The following is a 20,493-nucleotide window of genomic DNA, read 5'->3' on the forward strand; positions in this document are numbered from 1 at the left end:
CCACAGCCATCGCCGATTTCCGGCAAACCGCCCCACAGACAAAAAAGCCGACGGCCCACCACCGTTTCCGGCAATGGGCCGCCGGCCCGTCGAACCCCAAGAAACCCCTACATCACATCCCGCACGACCATCCGCTCCGAAGCGCGCTCGATAGCCGCCTCGACCGCGCCCACCCGGTCCGCCAGCAAACCCACAGCGCCGACAGCCCGGCTCATCGGGTCTTCGTCGTCGCCGCCCAGTGCCTGCGCACGCAGGTAAGCCGCCTTCACGTCCGCCCACCGTTGCGCGTCCGAGGGGCTCAGCCGTCCGCGGAGTTCGGCCAGCTTTAGGAGGTTGGCTTCGGCGCCCGAGGTCAGCGTCTGCGCTTCGCCGGCGTAGTGGTCGTCGATCAGCGCTTCCAGCTCCGCGTCATTCATCGCGGGCACGATGCGGCCGGCGAGTTTGTTCATGTTGCGGTACGAGCCTTGCAGCTGGAACGGCGGTTCGACCCGGGACGCGTCCGCCTGTGCCGCGGAAGAGATGTACGCCTGGTTGTTCGTCAGGACGATCCGCTGCACCTTGATCAGTTTCCGCAGGACGGCGAGGATCTGCTCCAGTTCGGTCGCCGAGTACGCGTGTTTCAGCTGATCCGCCCGAGCCGAACCGTCGCCGCGGGCCAGCCGCACCAGAACGTCCACATCGGACCGTTCCCGTGAGACCAGCGGAGCGAGCACGGTATTGGCGGTGAGCGAGTTTTCGATGTAGCTCAGCGCGAACAATTCTTCCTTGCCCGAGAGCACGTCGCCGAGGTTCCACACGTCCGCGCGGTTGGCGAGCATGTCCGGGATCCGGAACCGCTTGCCCTGCTCGGTGTACGGGTTTCCGGCCATGCAGACCGCGAACCGCTTGCCCCGCAGGTCATACGTCCGCGTCCGGCCCTCCCAGACGCCCTCCATCCGCCGCTGCGCGTCGCACAGCGAGATGAACTTCTGCAGCAGTTCGGGCGACGTGTGCTGGATGTCGTCCAGATACAGCAGCACGTTGTTGCCCTGCTCCAGCGCGAACGAGATCTTCTCGACCTCTTGCCGCGCCGTCGCGTTGGGCGCGTCCGCCGGATCCACCGACGTGACGTCGTGCCCGAGCGCCGGCCCGTTCACCTTCACGAACACCAGCCCGAGACGGCTCGCGACGTACTCCATGAGGGTCGTCTTGCCGTAGCCGGGCGGCGAGATGAGCAGCAGCAGACCGGACTGGTCGGTACGCCGCGCGTCGCCCGTCGCGCCGAGCTGTTTGGCGAGGTTGTCGCCGATCAGCGGCAAGTAGACCTCGTCGAGCAGCCTGTTGCGCACGAAGGCGCTCATCACCTTCGGCTTGTACTCCGACAGCCGCAACCTGTCCCGCTCGGCCGCCACGAGGTCGTTGCGCAACCGTTGGTACGCCCGGAAACCCGGGACGCGGTCGCGCCGGAAACGCCGTGTCCTGGCGAGTGTCTCGTCGAGCCGCAGGGTCAGCGACCGGTTGACGATCCGCGGATGCGAGCCGAGCAGACCGTCCACAGTGGCCGAAAGCTCGGCCGAAGAGTCGTACCGCGGCAGGTCGGCCAGTTCGATCGCGACGGCCTCCGCCAGCTCGTCGTCCGGCAGCCCAGCTGAGTCCACAAAGGACCGCAGCCACGCCTCCGCGAGCTGGTGACGGTCGGCGAGGTCTTCGAGCGCACGCAGATCTTCGGCGAAGCTCCGGCGGTCCAGCCGGAACTTGTCGAGCAGCGTCCGCGCGCCACCGCTGGTGACGAACCCCGGCGACGCGTCGGCCAGTTCCTCGAACAGGTACTCGCCGGCGAGTTCGAGCTCCAGCGAGAGCCCGGACGACGTCGCGAACGCGGTCATCGCCTCGGTGAGTTCCCGCGCCAGCGCGTCGATCGCCGTGGTGTGCCCGAACGCCTCCCGCACCCGCGCGAGCGACGCGGAACGCGTGGTCCAGGCGGACTTCGCCGCTTCTTCGGCACCGAAAGCCCAGAACAGCTGAGCCGCGGCCCTGGCGGCGGGCGGATAGCGCAGCAGCCCGGCGGCGGACCGCAGACGTACCAAGGCCGACAGGATCGCGGCGGCGTCGTGGTCGTGCACGCCACGCGCGTAACCCTCGTCGTACCGATCCCCCGCCGCGCGCCGGACGACATCCAGCAGATCGACGTCCGGCAGGTCGGGCTGTTCGGCCAGGATCGACGTCGCCAGATACTCGGCGCGGTAGACCTCGGCCGACTCCGAGACCAGCAGCTGATCCCAGTACGGCCGCGTCTCCTCGAACGCGGAATCGCGCACCGGCGAACGGTAGTCGGTGCCGGTGATGGCGAACTTCATCCCGCCGTCGTGCGGCACCAGGGTGAGGTCGATGTCCTGGGTGTTGACCGCGAAGGTGTTGCGGCCCAGGCGGATCGTCTCGCCGCCCTCGCCGTAGAGATCCAGCCGGTCGCGCAGCGCGCGCCCGGCTTCCTGACGCGCGGCCTTGACGCGGCCTTCGAGCTCCTCGGCGCGCACCTGGTCGCCGAGGTCACGCAGTTCGGCGACGACGCTGCGCAGCTTCGCGACCATCGGATCGGAAGCGAAGTAGGTGTTGATCTCGTCGACCGAGCCGAGCGTGCCGACCCTGCGGGTCACGCTCGTGAGGATCCGCTCGGCCGAATCGACCAGCCTGTCCGCGCGTCGCGCCCGCTCGTCGAGCAGCGCCTGCTTGCGTGAGGAGAACGCCTCGTAGACGTCGGTGCGCTTCTCGCCGAGCGACGCCAGGAAGTCGTCGAACTCCCCGAACCGCGATTCGAGGTTTTCCAGCTGCAGCAGCAATCTGCCGAGCTGCTCATCGCAGCGGTCCGGGGTGTCCGCGACCGCGAGCCCGCCGGTGATCGCCTGCGCGAGCAGCGCGAACTCGGCGGCGAACTCGGCCCGGCCCTCGGTCTCCAGCAGTTCCTTGCGGCGCGCGTCGAGCGTCGCGCGAGCCCGGTTGACCGCACCGATGACCTCGCCGACGCGTTCGAGGATCTTCGTGCGCACCACGGCGTCCGCGATCTCCAGCCCGCCGACGACGTCGGTGAGGACTTCGAGCCCGCCGGACTGCTCGTCCAGCTGTTCGGCGACCGGGACCGCTTCGGCGACGGTGGAGATCGCGCCCGCGGCTTCGATCAGCCCGTCGACCTCGGCGTGGTAGCTCGTGAACGCGTCTTCGCCCTGGAGGAAGCGGACGGCCCGCTGCGCCGCCTCACCGAATTCCGTGTCGAGATCGGCGATCAGCTTGTCGACCCGGTCGGTGTCGACGTACCGCAGCTCCCGCACGGTGACGAGATGTCCGCGCGCGCGATGCATTTCCGCGAGCCGGCGCACCCAGGCGTCGGCCGCGTTCAGCGCCTCGCCGCGGACCTTCCGCACCAGCGACGCGGTTTCCGCGGCCGCTTCCTCGACGGCTTCGGCCGCCTGCGCGGTGAGCGAAGTGACGGTCTCGAACTCGTCGAGCACCTGCTCGGCGGTGACCCGGACGTCCGACAGCGGCGACCGCAGATCGCCGAGTTCGGCCTCGCCGAGCCAGTGATAGTGGTCGAAGACCCGCGCGCACGCGGCGATCAGCGCCTCGAACACTGCCGCCGACGGCGCCATCTCCTCGACCATCCGGCCGATGGAGAGACAGTCGGAGATGCCGCGGACCAGATCGGCGTTGCCGACCCGCTCCAGCGGCCCCGTCCCGGCCGGCTGCGACGCGGCGTACGTGTCCGACTGGAACGGCGTCCGCCACACCTGCATCGGGTGCACGCGGCTCGGCTCGTCGGACAGCGCACGGAACAGCACCATCGTGCCGTCGTCGAACAGCGAGTACCCGTGGCACGGGATCGGGTTCGAGACCTCTTTGCGGATCACGTTGTACGGCAGGAGCAGCGAACGGCCCTCGGCCCGCGCGTGGAAGACGTAGAGCACGTCCTCCCCGTTGGGCGAGCGGATCACGCGCTCGAATTCGAGCTCGTCCACGGTGGTGTCGAACGTCTTGCTGACACCCGTGTCGAGGTAGTAGCCGCCGGGGAAGATGATCCCGTGGTCCTCGGGCAGCCGCTGGCACGCCTGCCCGATCCCGTCGAGGCGCACGACGTTCCGGGTGCGGGTGTTGAACACCAGGTACCGGTACACCGTCTCCTTGTAGGGCAGGATCCGCAGCAGGATCAGCGGCCCGATCCTGGCGTAGGACACCTCGGCGTCGGCCAGGCTCTGCAGTGGCTCGTCGACCGGCTCGGAGTAGACGCCCTCACCGGTTTCGGTGTTGTTCTCGACCTTGATCGTCAGGTTGCCGCCGACGGTCTCGACGAACACCTCGTCCTCGATCGAGATATGCGGATGCCGCCCGAGGACGTGCTGCTCGCGGCCGGTCTCGATCCATTCGAAGTCGTGCGACGGCGGGAAGACGTGGTCGCGTTCGCCCCGGCTGTCCACATAGGACACCGTGCCGTCGGCGGCCACACCCCAGCGCAGCACGCGGATGTCCTCGGTCCGCGGACCGATCTGGAACACCGCGAGCAGTTTGCCCTCGACCCGGCGCAACTGCAGCAGCTTCGCCTGCCGGTAGTACCGGTACAGCTCGGCGAAATCGCGGACGAACTGCTCGTCGCGCAGCAACCCCGGCAGTTCTTCGGCCGGTACGTCGTCGAAGCGGAAGGCCTGTTCGTCATGACTGAAGCCGTGCAGCGAGAAGACGTCGTCGACCGTCGTCTCGGGCTTGAGACCGATGAAGACGTTGTAGCCGAACAACATCCGTCCGCCGACCGACACGACATCCCGCGGCACGCAGTTGTTCTCGGTGCGGATCCGCTCCGTGCCGATCAGCGCGAGCTGCGCGCTGCCGAAGACCCCGAGCCGCGCGGTGTTGAGCTCGTCGGCGCGCTTCGCCAGCTCGGCGGCCTGTGCGGCGAGCCGGGCGCGGAGCACCTCGTAGGTGCCCGCGTCCAGCTGCTCCGTTCCTGCCGCCGGTTCGGTCGTCGTCACTGCTTCGCGGGGGCGAGGGCGGCGACGGACTTGTCAGCCAGGCCGAGCCGCTGCGCCATGGCCAGCAGCTCCTGCACCTTGCCGCTGTCCGGGCCGCCCGCCTGCAGCTGCTTGGCCAGGAAGGCCGACAGCGTCAGGTTCTTCACGTCCTCCGTGCTCACCGAGCCGACCAGTTTCGTCAGGTCGTCGGTGAAGCTGCCCGAGCCGTCGAGCCACGCCTTCCCGAGGGTCTGGACGACGTCCGAGTGCTCGACGAAGCCGTCCACGCTCTTGCCCGCCCCGATCGAGCCGATGACCTTCTCGAAGAACATCGTCTCGCCGCCGACGATGTCGATGTCGGCCTTCTCCAGCCCGATGCCCAGCACCGTGGCCTGTGCCTCGGCGACCTCGCGCTGCACGTTGAGCGCGGCGAGCCGGATCTCCTTCTCGGCCTCCAGGCGCAGGCGGTACTCCTCGTGCTCGCGGCTGGCGCTGTCGAGCGCCGCCATCGCGGCGGCCTTCTCGGTGAGACCTTCGGCCTCGCCCTTGAGCTTGTCGCGCATCGCGTCGGCGAGGACGATCGCCTTCTCGCGTTCGACGATGGCCTCGGCGCGGCCGACCTTCTCCAGCGCGTCGGCGTCGCGTTCCTTGACCTGCGCCGCGGCCAGCCCGGCGGCGGCCTCCTCGGCCTGGATGCCCTCGGCCAGGCGGATCTTCGCCCTGGTCTCCAGCTCGGCGGCCTGCTGGCGCGCCTCGGCCAGCGTCAGCTCCTCGCGGGCCTTGTGCTTGGCGGCCGCCTCGGCGGCTTCCGCGGCCTTGATGTCCTTGACGAGGTTCTCCTGCGCCTCGCCTTCGGCCCGGATGATGGTGGCCTCGCGCTGGCGCTGCGCCTCTTCGACGACGCGGAGCTTCTTGATGTTCTCTTCCTGCTCCGCCACGGTCTTCTCGACCGCGATCCGCTCGCGGATGACCTCGGCGATGGAGCGCTTCTCGGTCTCGACTTCCTTGTCCTTGGCGATACGGGACAGTTCGGTTTCGCGTTCGCGGCCGATGACCTCGAGCAGGCGGTCCTTCTCGATGCGCTCGGTCTCGATGGCGATCACGCGTTCGCGGTTCTTGCCCGCGACCTCGATCTCACGCTGCTGGTTCTGGTGCTGGATGCCGAGTTGCTCGTCGGTGCGCAGGCCGGCGGCCTGCGACTTGAGCCGCTCCTCCGCCTGCACCTTGGCGATCTCCGCCTCTTCGCGCGCCCGCATGGTCTCGACCTCGCGGCGCTGCTTGATCTCGGCGTCGGCCTGCCGCCGCTCCAGTTCGAGGATCGCCTCCTTGGCGTCCACGTTCTGGCGGGTGATCTCTTTTTCCTCGCTGCGGCGGAACTCGTTGGTGCGCACGTGCTCGATCGCGGTCAGCTCGGTGATCTTGCGGATGCCCTGCGCGTCGAGGATGTTCGCGGAGTCGAGCTGCGCCATCGGCGTCTGCTCGAGGTAGTCGATGGCCGCGTCCTCCAGGCTGTACCCGTTGAGGTCGGTGCCGATGACGCGGATGATCTGATCGCGGAATTCGTGGCGTTTGGTGTAGAGATCCACGAAGTCCAGCTGCTTGCCGACGGTTTTCAACGCCTCGGAGAACTTGGCGTTGAACAGCTCCTGCAGGGTCGCCTCGTCGCTGGCGCGTTCGGTGCCGATGGCCTGCGCGACCTTGATCACGTCCTCGACGGTCTTGTTGACCCGCACGAAGAACGAGATCCGGATGTCGGCGCGGATGTTGTCCCGGCAGATCAGGCCCTCGCGGCCGGTCCGGGTGATCTCCATGGCCTTGACCGAGGTGTCCATGATCTCGGCCTTGTGCAGCACAGGCAGGACGATCGCGCCGGTGAACGTCACGTCGACGCGGCGGACCTTCGAGATGATCAGTGCCTTACCCTGCGGCACCTTCTTGAACAACCTGGTGATCGTGAAGAGCAAGACCAGGAGGATGACAACTACCACGGCGATCAGAACGCCGGCCCCCACGCTGATGGCACCCATAGTGTTCCTTTTCTGCTTCAGATGTCCAAAGACTCGACCCAGAAGAACTCGCGTTCGGAGTCGTAGTCATAGAGAACTACGCGGCTGCCCGCCGTCAGGTTGCCTTGACCCGCCTGCCGAACGTCCACAATGGCCGTCGACCCGTCGGCGGCGGCGACTTCGGCCTGCCCGAAGTCGTGCGTGACCGACGAGGTGCGGATGACCGCGGCCCGGCCGACGAAGTCCTTCCTGCTCGGTTCCCTCGCGGGACCGAAGACGCGACGTAGCGGCACCACGATCACCCTCGTCCCGAGTGTGCCGAGGACGAGCGCGACGACGAGCATGCCGCCCGCGAGCCCGATCCTCGATGGTGTCGAAAGCTCAAGGTCATCGAGTAGAACCGTCCCTGCCAGGCTGGCGAACCAGGTGAATGCGATCAGCAAAGAGAGCGAAATGGACAGTGGGACGCCGCCGAAGCCCGCGAGGAGCCCGTCGCCGCCGTCGAAGTCGTCGACATCGACGGCACCGAGCAGTGCCAGCAGCCAATAGCCGATCACCACGATCAGCAAGAAGCTGAAGAGCACGGCCGGGAACCCCAAAGCCGCGGTGACGAACCCGCCCATCGCCGTCGTTCCCTCCCCATTACCCCGGGTCAGGACTATAACCAGCGCGTGACGCCCGGCGGGCCGTTTTCGGCTACGACTGGGTCACGGTGTGCGGAAGCGTGCGCGACCCCTCCCCGCATTTAGTCCTCTGAATGCGGTGCACGGCCGGACGCGGAGCGTTACGCCGACCGGCCGCTCGGAAGCCATCCGGTTGGACCTGTCGCACCTTCGGAGCGAGCCCTACTCTCCAGTATTGAGAGTGACACAGGACACACCACGGTCTTGGGAGGCTCCATTGGGTTGGCACGTTCGCGAGACGATCGACGGGGATCAGCGCGAACGGCGGATCCGCCACGTCACCCGCTGCCTGAGTTGCACGCTCACCTGTGTCCACTGTGGACTCCCCGCGAGATTCTCCGTGCCCGCCGGACATCCCGGCCTCGGCGTCGTCGAACACCTCCCCGGGGTGACCTCCCCCGGTCTCCCCGATCTCGCGCTGCTGCACCGATTCTGCCGGGACAACCTCGCCGCGGAGCCGGGGATCGCGCTCAGACGCGCCTATCTCGGCCTGGCGACCGAACTCTTCGAAGCGGGACGGCGGATCCGCCGTCACCGCAGGCTCGGCGTGCATCCGCCACGGCCGGGACATCTCGAGGCCTACCGAAAACGGTGGCGAGTGGCCAAAATGCGGTACGCCTGCAAGGCGTGCCGGTACTACACCGGCTCTCACTGAGCCGATTCTCCCCCGGAGGACTCGTGCTCGTTCGTCTCATCCTCGGCCTGCTCATCACCGTCGCCGGCCTCGCCTTCGCCGCCCGTCGCGCCGTCTGGCTCTACAAACTGATCCGGTCCGGCCAACCGGACGAGAAACGCTCCGATGTCTTGGCCGTCCGCGCGAAAACGCATCTGGCCGAGGTCTTCGGACAGCGCAAACTGCTCAAATGGTCCGTCCCCGGGCTCGCGCATCTGTTCACCTTCTGGGGTTTCGTGATCCTCGGTTCGGTCTACGTCGAGGCGTACGGCGCCCTGTTCGACCACGACTTCCACATCCCGCTCATCGGGCACTGGGCGGTACTGGGTTTCCTGCAGGACTTCATCGCGGTCGCGGTGCTCGTCTCGCTCGCGGTCTTCGCGGTCATCCGGATCCGCCAAGCACCCGAACGGAAAGAGCGCGCGTCGCGGTTCTTCGGCTCGCACACCGGCGGCGCCTGGCTGATCCTGTTCATGATCTTCAACGTGATCTGGACGATGTTCCTCTTCCGCGGCGCGTCGGCGGCGGTCGGCGTCTTCCCGTACGAGTCGGGCGCGTGGGTCTCGCTCGGCGTGGGCGAACTCCTGGAGCCGCTGGGCACGTCGGTCACCGAGCCGCTGGAGACCGTCGGGCTGCTGCTGCACATCGGCGTGATGCTGGCGTTCCTGTCGATCGTGCTCTATTCCAAGCACCTGCACATCTTCCTGGCGCCGGTCAACGTCACCGCGAAACGGCTCCCGGACGCGCTCGGCCCGCTGCTGCCGATGGAATCCGGCGGCAAGCCGATCGACTTCGAGGATCCGGGCGAGGACGACACGTTCGGCCGCGGCAAGATCGAGGACTTCACCTGGAAGGGCATGCTCGACTTCGCCACCTGCACCGAATGCGGCCGCTGCCAGTCGCAGTGTCCGGCATGGAACACCGGGAAACCGTTGTCCCCCAAGCTGTTGATCATGGATCTGCGGGACCACCTCTTCGAAAAGGCGCCGTACATCCTGGACGGGAAGGAAGCCCCCGAAGGACGTCCGCTCGTCGGCCCCCAGGACGACGGCGGTGTGATCGACCCGGACGTGCTGTGGTCGTGCACCACCTGCGGCGCCTGCGTCGAGCAGTGCCCGGTCGACATCGAGCACGTGGACCACGTCGTGGACATGCGCCGCTACCAGGTGATGATCGAGTCGGCCTTCCCGAGCGAGCTCGGCGTGCTGTTCAAGAACCTGGAAACCAAGGGGAATCCCTGGGGCCAGAACAACTCCGACCGCCTCGCCTGGACGAAGGACCTCGGCTTCGAGGTGCCGGTCTTCGACGGCGAACTCGCCGACGACGTCGAGTACGTGTACTGGGTCGGGTGCGCGGGCGCGTTCGACGACAACGCCCGCAAGACCGTCCGCGCCACGGCGGAACTCCTGCATCTGGCCGGGGTGAAATACACGATCCTCGGCACCGACGAGTCGTGCACCGGCGACCCCGCCCGCCGCTCCGGCAACGAGTTCCTCTTCCAGATGCTCGCGCAGCAGACCGTCGAGACGCTGAACGCGGTGTTCGAGGGCCGCGAACCGGGTACGCGCAAGATCGTCACCACCTGCCCGCACTGTCTCAACACCCTCGGCCGCGAGTACCCGCAACTGGACGGGCATTACGAGGTCCTGCACCACACGCAACTGCTGAACCGCCTCGTGCGCGCGGGCAAGCTCACGCCGGTCAAACCGGTCGACGCCGGCCCGGTGACCTATCACGACCCGTGCTACCTCGGCCGCCACAACAAGGTCTACGAGCCGCCCCGCGAACTCGTCGGCGCGACCGGCGCGACGCTCAGCGAGATGCCCCGGCACGCGGACCGCTCGCTGTGCTGCGGCGCGGGCGGCGCGCGCATGTGGATGGAGGAGCAGATCGGGAAGCGCATCAACCTCGAACGCGTCGACGAAGCGCTCGGCACGGACGCCGAAACGATCGTCACCGGCTGCCCGTTCTGCCGCGTGATGCTGAACGACGGTCTCGTGCAGCGGCAGAGCGAAAAGCGTGGCGAGAACGTCACCGTGCGCGATGTTTCCCAGCTCCTGCTGGAGTCCGTACGGGAACGGGACCGGACCGCGACCGAGATTTAAGGCACACGTGAGTTGGAAGTTCGGCGCGCCGAACTCTAGACTCGCGGGATGGCGAATCTGCGCAAGACCGTGTGCGCGCTGGCGGCGTCGGCTCTCGTCCTTTCCGCATGCGGAGGCCCCGCCGGCGGCACGGACGACAAGCGGCCCGTGGTGCTGACGACGTTCACGGTGCTGGCGGACATCGCCTCGAACGTCGCGGGCGACAAGCTGAAGGTCGAGTCGATCACCAAACCCGGCGCGGAGATCCACGGCTACGAGCCCACGCCGGACGACATCAAGAAGGCCGCGAAGGCCGACTTGATCCTCGACAACGGACTGAACCTGGAGGCGTGGTTCGCCCGGTTCGTCAAGGAGAGCGACGCTCCGCACAAGGTCGTCAGCGAAGGCGTCCAGCCCATCGCCATCGGCGAAGACGCCTATCAGGGAAAGCCGAACCCGCACGCGTGGATGTCCCCGAAAAATGTGGGTATCTACGTGGACAACATGGTGAAGGCGTTCAGCGAGCTCTCCTCCGGCGACGCCGCCGTGTTCAAGGCCAACGGCGATGCCTACAAGGCGAAACTGCAGCAGGTACAGGACGAGATGACGAACGCGCTGAGCACCCTGCCGAAGAACGAACGCGCCCTGGTGACCTGCGAAGGCGCCTTCTCCTACCTCGCGCGCGACACCGGTCTCACCGAGCGGTACATCTGGGCGGTCAACGCCGAACAGCAGGCGACCCCGCAGCAGATCACCCGCGCCATCGAGTTCGTCAAGGAGAACAAGGTCCCCGCGGTGTTCTGCGAGTCGACCGTCTCCGACGCCCCGATGCGGCAAGTCGTTTCCGCGACGGGGGCCGCGTTCGGCGGCGTGCTCTTCGTCGATTCCCTGTCCGGGCCGGAAGGTCCGGTGCCGACGTACCTCGACCTCATCCGCCACGACTCGAAGACGATCGTCGCCGCGCTCACCGGGGCGAAACCGTGACGGCCGCGATCCGCGTCGAAGGCGTCACCGTCCACTATGGCGACGTCCTCGCGCTCGACGGTGTCGACGTCACCCTCGACCACGGCCGCGTCTGCGGGCTGGTCGGGATGAACGGCTCCGGCAAGTCGACGCTGTTCAAGACGATCATGGGCATGGTCCGGCCGGACGCCGGCACGGTCTCGATCGACGGCGGCACCCCCGTCCGCGCGCGTAAGACCGGCGTGATCGGGTACGTGCCGCAGAGTGAGGACGTCGACTGGTCGTTCCCGTTGTCCGTGCGGGATGTCGTGATGACCGGCCGCTATGGACGGCTCGGCTTCACCCGCCGTCCGCGTCGCGCTGACCACGAAGCCGTCGACCACGCGCTGGAGCGGGTCGAACTGACCGACCTCGCCGGACGCCAGATCGGCCAGCTGTCCGGTGGGCAGCGCAAACGCGCGTTCGTCGCGCGCGGGATCGCCCAGGGCGCCCGCGTCCTGCTGCTGGACGAGCCGTTCGCCGGGGTGGACAAGCGCTCCGAGGCCACGATCACCCGGTTGCTCAAGGAACTCGCGGCCGACGGCGCCGCGGTCCTGATCTCCACCCACGATCTGCACGCGCTGCCCGGCCTGGCCGACGAGGCGATCCTGCTGATGCGCAAGGTGCTCGCGCACGGCTCCCCCGGCGAAGTGCTCCGCCCCGAGAACCTCGCGCTGGCCTTCGGGCTCGACGTCCTGCAACGGGAAGAAGAACCCGCGTGAGTCTCTACGACCTGTTCCTCGAACCACTGAGCTACGACTTCATGGTGCGGGCGCTGGCGTCCACGGTCGTCGCGTCCGCGGTCTGCGCGGTGCTCTCCTGCTGGCTGGTGCTGATCGGCTGGTCGCTGATGGGCGACGCGGTCTCGCACGCGGTGTTGCCCGGCGTCGTGCTCGCGTACGTCCTCGGCGCGCCCTTCGCGCTGGGTGCCGTGGTCTTCGGTTTCCTCGCCGTGGCGCTGATCGGCGTCGTCCGGGACACCAGCCGGGTCAAGGAGGACGCCGCGATCGGCATCGTGTTCACCACGCTGTTCGCGCTCGGGCTGGTGCTGATCTCGGTGACGCCGAGCCAGACCGACCTGAACCACATCATCTTCGGCAACCTGCTCGGCGTCGACACCTCGGATCTGATCCAGATCGGCGTCCTCGGCGCGATCACGCTCACCGTGCTGGTGCTCAAACGCCGCGATTTCACCTTGTACGCCTTCGATCCCACGCACGCGCACGCGATCGGGCTCAACCCGCGCGTGCTCGGCGCCGCGCTGCTCGGCCTGCTCGCGCTGACCGCGGTGGTGGCGCTGCAGGTGGTCGGCGTGATCCTGGTGGTGGCGATGCTGATCATCCCCGGCGCGACGGCGTACCTGCTGACCGACCGGTTCGGCCGCATGCTGGTGATCGCCCCGTCCTTCTCGGTGCTCGCGGCGGTGGCCGGGCTGTACCTGAGCTACCACCTCGACACCGCGTCCGGCGGGATGATCGTGCTGGTGCAGGGCGCCGGGTTCACGCTGGTGTATCTGTTCGGGCCGCGGCACGGGATCGTCGGGAAGCGGCTGGCCAAGCGTCGCCGGGAGACGGCACGGGCGGCGGCGTAACCGGACAATCACCCCGCGCTCTGTGTCTCTCGTGACATGGGTCTGGACCGCCTCTTAGGTTAGGCTCCCCTCATGTCTACGGAAGACGCGCTGCTCACCGGCCATGACCTGGTGCTCGCGCACCAAGAGCGGGCCGTGGTGGACGGGGTGTCCCTGTCCTTGCGCGCCGGTACGGTGACCGCGCTGGTCGGGCCGAACGGCTCCGGCAAGTCGACGCTCCTGCGTTCGCTGGCACGGCTGCACAAGCCCCGCGAGGGCGGTGTCCGGCTCGGAGAGCGTCCCGTCTGGGGCGGCAACGCGTTGTCCGGCAAGGAATTCGCCCGTCAGGTCACGCTGCTGACCCAGCACCGGCCGACCCCGAGCGGGGTCTCCGTGCGCGACGTCGTGTCCTACGGCCGGTATCCGTACCGCTCCGGCTGGCGCGGGGTCGACATCGACGGCGCCGCCGCGATCCGCCGCGCGATGGAGCTCACCGGCGTGACGGCGATGGCCGAACGCGGTGTCGACGAGCTCTCCGGCGGCGAACTCCAGCGCGTCTGGCTCGCTTCCTGCCTCGCGCAGCAGACCTCGGTGCTGCTGCTCGACGAGCCCACCAACCATCTCGACCTGCGCTATCAGGTCGAGATCCTCGACGTCGTCCGCGATCTGGCCAACGAAGGCGTCGCGGTCGGCGTGGTGCTGCACGACCTCGACCACGCGGCGATCATCGCCGACGAGGTCGTCCTGCTGAGCGAGGGAACCATCGTGGCCACGGGTGACATCGGGCAGGTGCTCACCTCCGAGCACCTCTCCCAGGCCTACGGCGTCACCGTCCACGTCGCGAACGACCCGGTGACGGGCGCGATCCACTGCAGGCCACTCGGGCGGCATTCGCCCAGGCCCGCCTGAGAAATCCAGGAAGAACCATGCGTTTGCTGACCCCTGCCGCCCTCGTCGCGGCGACGGCCCTGCTGTTGTCCGCCTGCGGCACCACGGAGAACACCGCGGCCGCGCCGAGCGAATCCGCCGCCGCGAGCGGACCGGTCACGGTGACCGACGCGCGCGGCAAGGCCGTCACCCTCAAGGCCCCGGCGAAGCGCGTCGTCGCGCTGGAGTGGGGCGAGGCCGAGATGGTCGCGTCGCTCGGTGTCATGCCGGTCGGCGCCGCGGACGTCGCGGGCTACAACGTCTGGGACAAGGCCGCTCCCCTGACCCCGGAGGTCAAGGACGTCGGCAAGCGCAACGAGCCCAGCGTCGACGCGATCGTGGGGCTGAGCCCCGACGTCGTCATCATCGCCGACGAGCGCGACTCGACGCTGGTCCCGCAGATCGAGAAGTACGTGCCGGTCGTGGTGACCAAGTCCAGTGACGCGAGCCGGAACTTCGACCGGCTGCGCGAGGACTTCAAGCTGATCGCCAAGACGGTCGGCAAGGAGGCCGAGGCGGACAAGCAACTGTCCGAAATGGACGCCAAACTCGCCGAGGGCAAGAAGGCCGTCGAGGCCAAGGGCGCCGCGGGCACCCCGTTCCTGATGGCCGACGGCTACCTCGAAGGCAGCACCGTCAGCATCCGTCCGTTCGGCAAGGGTTCGCTGGTCTCCGACACCGCCGAGGCCGTCGGCCTGAAGAACGCCTGGACCGGCAAGGTCGACCCGCAGTGGGGGCTCGGCCAGACCGACGTCGAGGGCCTGACCGCGATCACCGACCCGAAGACCGTGCTGTTCTACAGCGCCGCCGAAGAAGACGTCTTCACCACCGGGCTCGCGCAGAACGCCGTCTACCAGCGGCTGCCGTTCGTGGTGTCGAAGAAGATCCACAAGCTCGACGCGGGCACGTGGACCTTCGGCGGACCGAAGTCGATCATCATGACCGCCGACCAGATCGTGAAGGCAGTCACGACCTGATGCGTGCCCGCACCATCGCGGTGTCGGCGGGGCTGGTGGTGCTCATCGCCGTCCTCGCCGGCATCCACCTGACCCAGGGCACTTCGACGTCCGGTCCGCTGGACGTGGTGAAGGCGATCTTCGGCCAGGGCGACGCGCAGACCCTCGCGGTACTGGAGGGTGCGCGCGTCCCCCGGCTGCTCGCCGCGTTGCTGCTCGGGATCGCGCTCGGTGTCGCGGGCGCGGGAATGCAGTCCGTGGCACGGAATCCGCTCGCCTCGCCGGACACGCTCGCGGTCAACGCGGGCGCGCATTTCGCCGTGGTCGCCATCTCCGCGTTCGGGCTCTCGCTGCCGCTCGTGCCGGTGGGCGGGGCGGCGTTCGTGGGCGGGCTCGCCGCGGCCGTCGTCGTCCTCGGTCTCGCGGGCGGCGGTGCCGCGAGCCCACGGCTCGTGCTGGTCGGTTCGGCGATGCTGCTGGCGCTCCAGTCGGTGACCGTCCTGCTGCTGCTCCTGTTCGAGGAGGAGACGAGCGGGCTGTTCGCCTGGGGCAGCGGTTCGCTGACCGTGGCCGATCTGCGCGCGACCGGCCAGATGACGCCGATCGTGGTGATCGCCGTGGTGGCGCTCATCGCGATGGGCGGCAGGCTCGACATCCTCGCCCTCGGCGACGACAACGCGACCGTGCTCGGCCTGCGGGTCCGCCGCACGCGGGTCACCGCGATCGTGCTGACCGTCGCGCTGACCGCGGCGGCGGTGACCGTCGCCGGACCGGTCGGGTTCGTCGGGCTGAGCGCTCCGGTGATCACGCGGCTGCTGCTGCCGATCGCCAAACATCGTGCCCTGCTGCCGGTTTCCGGGCTGGTCGGCGTCGTCACGGTACTCGGCGCCGACGTCGTCCTGCGGGCGATCATGGGTTCGGCCGCCGCCGTGCGGGTGCCGACCGGGGTGGTGACCACGATCGTCGGCGCCGTCGTGATGGTGTGGCTGGCGCGGCGCGGCCGGGGAAGCGGCTCGCGCCGTCCCGCTCCGGCCGGGCGGGTCGGGGTCGCCGGATCGACCCGGCGGCTCGTGCTCATTTCCGTCGTCCTGGTGGCTCTCCTCGCTGTCGTCCCGGTGGTGGGCCTGATGCTGGGCGACCGCCTGGTGCTGCTCGGCGATCTCGCGAACTGGGTCACCGGCAACACCGGGACCGCGCTCACCTTCGTGCTGGACCAGCGCCTTCCGCGGGTGCTGGCCGCGCTGCTCGCCGGTGCCGCGCTGGCCGTGTCCGGCTGCGGGATCCAGTCGGTCAGCCGCAACCCGCTCGCCGAACCCGGCTTGCTCGGCATCACCGCGGGCGCCGGGCTCGGCGCGATCACACTGATCACCATCGTCCCCGCGGTCGGCGCCTGGTCGATCGCCGGTGCCGCCGGCGTCGGCGCGACCGTGGTGTTCCTGCTGGTCTACGGGCTGGCGTGGCGGTCGGGGCTGGATTCGGACCGGCTGGTGATCATCGGCATCGCGGTCTGGTCGGCCGGGATGGCGCTGATCACGCTGCTGATCGTGGTCTCCGACCCGTGGAACTCGGCCAAGGCGCTGACCTGGCTGTCCGGTTCGACCTACGGCCGCACGCTGGAGCAGGTCGTGCCGGTGGCGCTCGCGCTCGTCGCGCTGACGCCGTTGCTGTGGATCAAGCACCGCGAGCTCGACCTGCACGCCCTCGACGAGGACACCCCGCGTGTGCTCGGGGTGCGTATCGAACGGTCACGGCTGGTGGTGCTGGCGGCGTCCGGGATCCTGGCGGCCACCGCGGTGTCCGCCATCGGCGTGGTCGTCTTCGTCGGTCTGGTCGCACCGCATCTGGCGCGCTCGCTGGTCGGTGGGCGGCACGGGCGGGTCGTCCCGGTGGCCGCGGCGCTCGGTGCGCTGCTGGTGAGCGTCGCGGACACGCTGGGGCGGACGGTCATCGCACCGGCTCAGATCCCGGCGGGTCTGGTCATCGCGATGGTCGGGACGCCGTACTTCGTGCTGGTGCTCTGGAAGACCCGGCCCTGAACGCGCGTGAAGGCCCCCTTCCCTCGGCTGAGCCGAGGGAAGGGGGCCTTCACGCGCTTCGGGCTACAGGGTCTTCTGGAGGTGCGTGGCGAGCAGCTTCGTGAAGCGCGCGGGGTCGGCCAGTTCGCCGCCTTCGGCGAGCAAAGCCATGCCGTACAACAGTTCCGCGGTCTCCGCGAGCCCCTCGGACTCGCCCTTCTCGGTGAACGAGGACCGCAGCCCGGACACCAGCGGGTGCCCCGGGTTCAGTTCCAGGATCCGCTTGATCTGCGGCAGTTCCTGGCCCATCGCGCGGTACATCTTCTCCAGCGTCGGGGTGACGTCGTTCGTGTCGCCGACGATGCAGGCGGGCGACGTCGTCAGCCGCGACGAAAGCCGGACCTCCTTGACCTGCTCCCCGAGCGTCTTCGTCAGCCAGGTCAGCAGCCCGGAGAACTCTTCCTTCTGCTCGTCGGTGGTGTCGGAGTCGAGTTCGACCTCGCCCTTCGCGACCGACTGGAACTGCTTCTCCTCGTAGCCGGCGACGGCGTCGACCCACATCTCGTCGATCGGGTCGGTGAGCACGAGCACCTCGTAACCCTTGGCCTGGAAGGCTTCCAGATGCGGGGAGTTCTCGATGCTCTGCCGCGACTCACCGGTCAGGTAGTAGATGTGCTCCTGGCCGTCCTTCATCCGCTCGATGTACTCACGCAGCGACGTGAGCTTCTCCGGGTCGTTCGTCGAGGCGAACGAGCAGATGTCGAGGATGGCGGTGCGGTTCTCGTGGTCGTCCAGCAGGCCTTCCTTGACGGCGCGGCCGAACTCCTTCCAGAACGTGTCGTACTTGTAGCGGTTCTCGTCGGCCATCAGGGTCTTGACCGTCGACAGCACCTTCTTGACCAGGCGACGGCGGATCAGCTGGATCTGCCGGTCCTGCTGCAGGATCTCGCGCGAGACGTTGAGCGAAAGGTCCTGCGCGTCGACGACGCCCTTCACGAAGCGCAGGTACTCCGGCATCAGCGCTTCGCAGTCGTCCATGATGAAGACGCGCTTCACGTACAGCTGGACGCCGCGTTTGCGCTCCCGCATGAACAGGTCGAGCGGCGCGTGCCCCGGCAGGAACAGCAGCGCCTGGTACTCGAAGGTGCCCTCGGCCTGGAGCCGGATCGTCTCCAGCGGGTCGTTCCAGTCGTGCGCGACGTGCTTGTAGAACTCGTTGTACTCGTCCTCGGTGACGTCGGACGACGGGCGCGCCCACAGTGCCTTCATCGAGTTGACCGTGACGACCTCTTCGCCTTCGGTCATCCGGATGGGCCAGGTGATGAAGTCCGAGTACTTCTTGACGATCTGCTTGATCTTCGTGGCCGAGGTGTAGTCGAAGAGCTGGTCTTCGGCGTCCTCGGGCTTGAGGTGCAGGATCACCGACGTGCCCTGCGGCAGGTCCGGGACCGTCTCGATGGTGTACGTGCCCTCACCCTCGGACTCCCAGCGGACGCCCTCGTCCGATCCGGCGCGGCGGGTCAGCAGCGTGACCTTGTCGGCCACCATGAAGCTGGCGTAGAAGCCGATGCCGAATTGGCCGATCAGATCCTGCGAGGCCGCGGAATCCTTGGTCTCCTTCAGTTTCTTCAGGAATTCGGCGGTGCCGGATTTCGCGATCGTGCCGATCAGCGCCACGACGTCGTCCCGGCTCATCCCGATTCCGTTGTCCCGCACGGTGAGGGTGCGGTTTTCGGGGTCGGTCGCGATCTCGATGTGGAGATCGTCGGTGTCCGCCTGCAGTTCCTTGTCGCGGAACGCTTCGAGGCGGAGTTTGTCCAGTGCGTCGGAGGCGTTGGACACCAGTTCCCGCAGGAAGGTGTCCTTGTTCGAGTAGATCGAGTGGATCATCAGCTGAAGCAGCTGACGTGCCTCCGACTGGAACTCGAGTGTTTCGGCAGAGGTTGTCACGAGCCGATATTACCGAGCGCGTGACCGGCTCAAACCAGCCTCTGCCGGGCCACCTCGGTCAGCCCGTCACCGGTGGCCTGTTCGATCGTCGTGACGGCCGATCGGCCGTCGGTCTCGACGGTCGCGATGACATTGCCGAAATGCGGTCCCGACGTCTTCCGCCATTCGAGCGGAAGGGGTTCGACACCGCCGCGTTCGGCCCAGCGGCGCGCCAACGACGCCAGCCGGGCCGACCAGGTGGCGCCGAAGGCCAGCCGGAGCGGCCGCGGCATCGCGTTGTGCACCGGCGAGCAGGTGAGCTGGTACACCGCCGACGCCACCGGCTCGGGGTATCGCGCCTCGGCGATGTAGGCGTGGTGGACGTCGCCGGAGAGCACCGCGATGGTGGCGGGCGGATCCTCCCGGCGCCCCTCGCGCGCGATCATCGCCGCGAGCCGGTCGAACGACGCGCGGAACGACGCCCAGTGTTCGAGGTCGCCCGCCTGCCGGATCTTCTCCGCGAGCCGTCCCCGCCACCCGGGACGGGCACAGGCACGCTCGTTCAGCGATTGCAGGTGGGAGATCACCGGCGGCAGCAGCCACGGCAGCGAGGAGCCGATGAGCAGGTGGTCGCAGGCGTCGGCGGCGTTCTCCTCGATCCAGTCGAACTCGTCGTCGTCCACCATGGACCGGGCGCCGCCCACCAGGATCCGCCCGGCCCGGCTGTCGATGACCAGCAGCCGCACGCCGCCGAAGTCGCGGCGGTAACTCCAGCGCGCGCCCTTGGTGCCGTCGCGGTCGTCGTCGGCCTCGTCGGCGAACGCGGCCAGCAGGTCGGCGTTGTCCCCGCCGGAGGCGATGGCCTTCTGGAAGGTCGGGTCCTCGGCGAGTTCGGCGGGGCCGAGGTTCCCGAGGTGCTGGTAGACCCAGTACGACATGATCGCCCCGCGCAGGCGCTCCTGCCACCACGGCTGCGCGCGCATCTGCTGCCGCCAGGTGTGGGAGGTGTTCCAGTCGTCGCGGACGTCGTGGTCGTCGAAGATCATCGACGTCGGCACCGTGGACAGCAGCCAGCGGATCACCGGCTCGCCCCAGGCTTCGAGGTAGAGGTGGGTGTACTCCTCGAAATCCGTCACTTCCGTGCCCGGCGGTTTCGAAGTGTCGCGACGCCGCTTCAGCCATTCCTGCGTCTCGTCGGTGGTCTCGTCGGCGTAGACCTGATCGCCCAGCATCAGCAACGCCTGCGGCCACTCGGTTTCCTCGCCCGCGGCCATCCGGTGGGCATCCGCGGCCAGCGCGTCCGGGCCGAAGATGTCGCCGTCGTGCGGTTTGCGGCAGGAGCCGAACACGAGCCGGACCCGGGACTCGTTCCGGGGCAGGGTCCGGATGCGGCTGGGCGGGAAGCCGGAATCCTCCGGCGGCCATGCCTTTTCGCCGTCCACGCGCACCTCGTACTCGTGGCACGAGCCCGGTTCGAGACCGGTCAGCACCAGCAGCGCGTAATGGTGGCCGCGGATCTCGAACGTCCTCGCCGTGACACCGAGGACTTCGACCTCACTCGCGGTGGTGGTCTCGACCCACACCGTCGCCGAAGTCTCGTCGACGTGACGCAGCAGCGGACCCAAGCGCAGGCTCATTCCCGAAACGGTGCCACAGCGGAGCCATGATCGTGCGCTGA

Annotated in this window: 13 protein-coding genes; 8 read left to right on the top strand and 5 right to left on the bottom strand. The window is 68.3% G+C overall.

Features of this window, described 5'->3' with window-relative positions; genetic code table 11:
• Positions 1-107: 107 nt before the first annotated feature.
• The 3 genes from DMC61_RS18660 to DMC61_RS18670 form a co-directional block, all read right to left on the bottom strand.
• On the bottom strand, positions 108-4,991 hold the full coding sequence (locus DMC61_RS18660; protein ID WP_125690346.1) for a DNA repair ATPase: 4,884 nt from the start codon (positions 4,989-4,991) through the stop codon (positions 108-110).
• Positions 4,988-6,934, bottom strand: coding sequence for a flotillin family protein (locus DMC61_RS18665; RefSeq protein WP_233594856.1), 1,947 nt, complete (start codon positions 6,932-6,934; stop codon positions 4,988-4,990). Before DMC61_RS18665 ends, DMC61_RS18660 begins: the two co-directional genes overlap by 4 nt.
• Positions 6,935-7,014: 80 nt before the next feature.
• On the bottom strand, positions 7,015-7,599 hold the full coding sequence (locus tag DMC61_RS18670; RefSeq protein ID WP_125690348.1) for a hypothetical protein: 585 nt from the start codon (positions 7,597-7,599) through the stop codon (positions 7,015-7,017).
• Positions 7,600-7,876: 277 nt separating this feature from the next.
• On the opposite strand from DMC61_RS18670, the gene DMC61_RS18675 reads away from it, so the two are divergent.
• The 8 genes from DMC61_RS18675 to DMC61_RS18710 all read left to right on the top strand — a co-directional run bounded on the left by DMC61_RS18675 (position 7,877) and on the right by DMC61_RS18710 (position 16,907).
• Entirely contained in the window at positions 7,877-8,314 is a 438-nt protein-coding gene (locus DMC61_RS18675) for a hypothetical protein (RefSeq protein ID WP_125690349.1), read from the top strand.
• Positions 8,315-8,337: 23 nt separating this feature from the next.
• Positions 8,338-10,437 carry a (Fe-S)-binding protein gene (locus DMC61_RS18680; RefSeq protein WP_125690350.1) on the top strand — a complete coding sequence of 700 codons (2,100 nt, stop codon included), beginning with the start codon at positions 8,338-8,340 and terminating at the stop codon, positions 10,435-10,437.
• A gap of 48 nt (positions 10,438-10,485) precedes the next feature.
• Positions 10,486-11,400: a metal ABC transporter substrate-binding protein gene (locus DMC61_RS18685; protein WP_125690351.1), complete on the top strand. Its 915-nt coding sequence runs from the start codon at positions 10,486-10,488 to the stop codon at positions 11,398-11,400.
• Positions 11,397-12,140, top strand: coding sequence for a metal ABC transporter ATP-binding protein (locus DMC61_RS18690; protein WP_125690352.1), 744 nt, complete (start codon positions 11,397-11,399; stop codon positions 12,138-12,140). The genes DMC61_RS18685 and DMC61_RS18690 overlap by 4 nt, the downstream gene beginning before the upstream one ends.
• Positions 12,137-13,009, top strand: coding sequence for a metal ABC transporter permease (locus DMC61_RS18695; protein WP_016331747.1), 873 nt, complete (start codon positions 12,137-12,139; stop codon positions 13,007-13,009). The genes DMC61_RS18690 and DMC61_RS18695 overlap by 4 nt, the downstream gene beginning before the upstream one ends.
• Positions 13,010-13,081: 72 nt before the next feature.
• The gene (locus DMC61_RS18700; protein WP_125690353.1) at positions 13,082-13,897 is read left to right on the top strand and encodes an ABC transporter ATP-binding protein; all 816 of its coding nucleotides are present in this window, start codon (positions 13,082-13,084) and stop codon (positions 13,895-13,897) included.
• Positions 13,898-13,914: 17 nt separating this feature from the next.
• Positions 13,915-14,892 (top strand): iron-siderophore ABC transporter substrate-binding protein, encoded by a 978-nt coding sequence (locus DMC61_RS18705; RefSeq protein WP_125690354.1) that lies wholly within the window; start codon positions 13,915-13,917, stop codon positions 14,890-14,892.
• Positions 14,892-16,907 carry an iron ABC transporter permease gene (locus DMC61_RS18710; RefSeq protein ID WP_125690355.1) on the top strand — a complete coding sequence of 672 codons (2,016 nt, stop codon included), beginning with the start codon at positions 14,892-14,894 and terminating at the stop codon, positions 16,905-16,907. Before DMC61_RS18705 ends, DMC61_RS18710 begins: the two co-directional genes overlap by 1 nt.
• Before the next feature lie 63 nt (positions 16,908-16,970).
• Here the strand turns inward: DMC61_RS18710 and htpG are convergent, their stop codons facing one another.
• Together htpG and DMC61_RS18720 are read right to left on the bottom strand one after the other, a co-directional pair.
• Positions 16,971-18,836, bottom strand: coding sequence for a molecular chaperone HtpG (gene htpG, locus DMC61_RS18715; RefSeq protein ID WP_016331743.1), 1,866 nt, complete (start codon positions 18,834-18,836; stop codon positions 16,971-16,973).
• A 29-nt stretch (positions 18,837-18,865) separates the two neighbouring features.
• Complete coding sequence (locus DMC61_RS18720; RefSeq protein ID WP_125690356.1) at positions 18,866-20,452, bottom strand: alkaline phosphatase D family protein; 1,587 nt, start codon at positions 20,450-20,452, stop codon at positions 18,866-18,868.
• Positions 20,453-20,493 lie beyond the last annotated feature (41 nt).

The organism is Amycolatopsis sp. WAC 04169 (genome assembly GCF_003947535.1).
GTDB lineage: Bacteria > Actinomycetota > Actinomycetes > Mycobacteriales > Pseudonocardiaceae > Amycolatopsis > Amycolatopsis keratiniphila.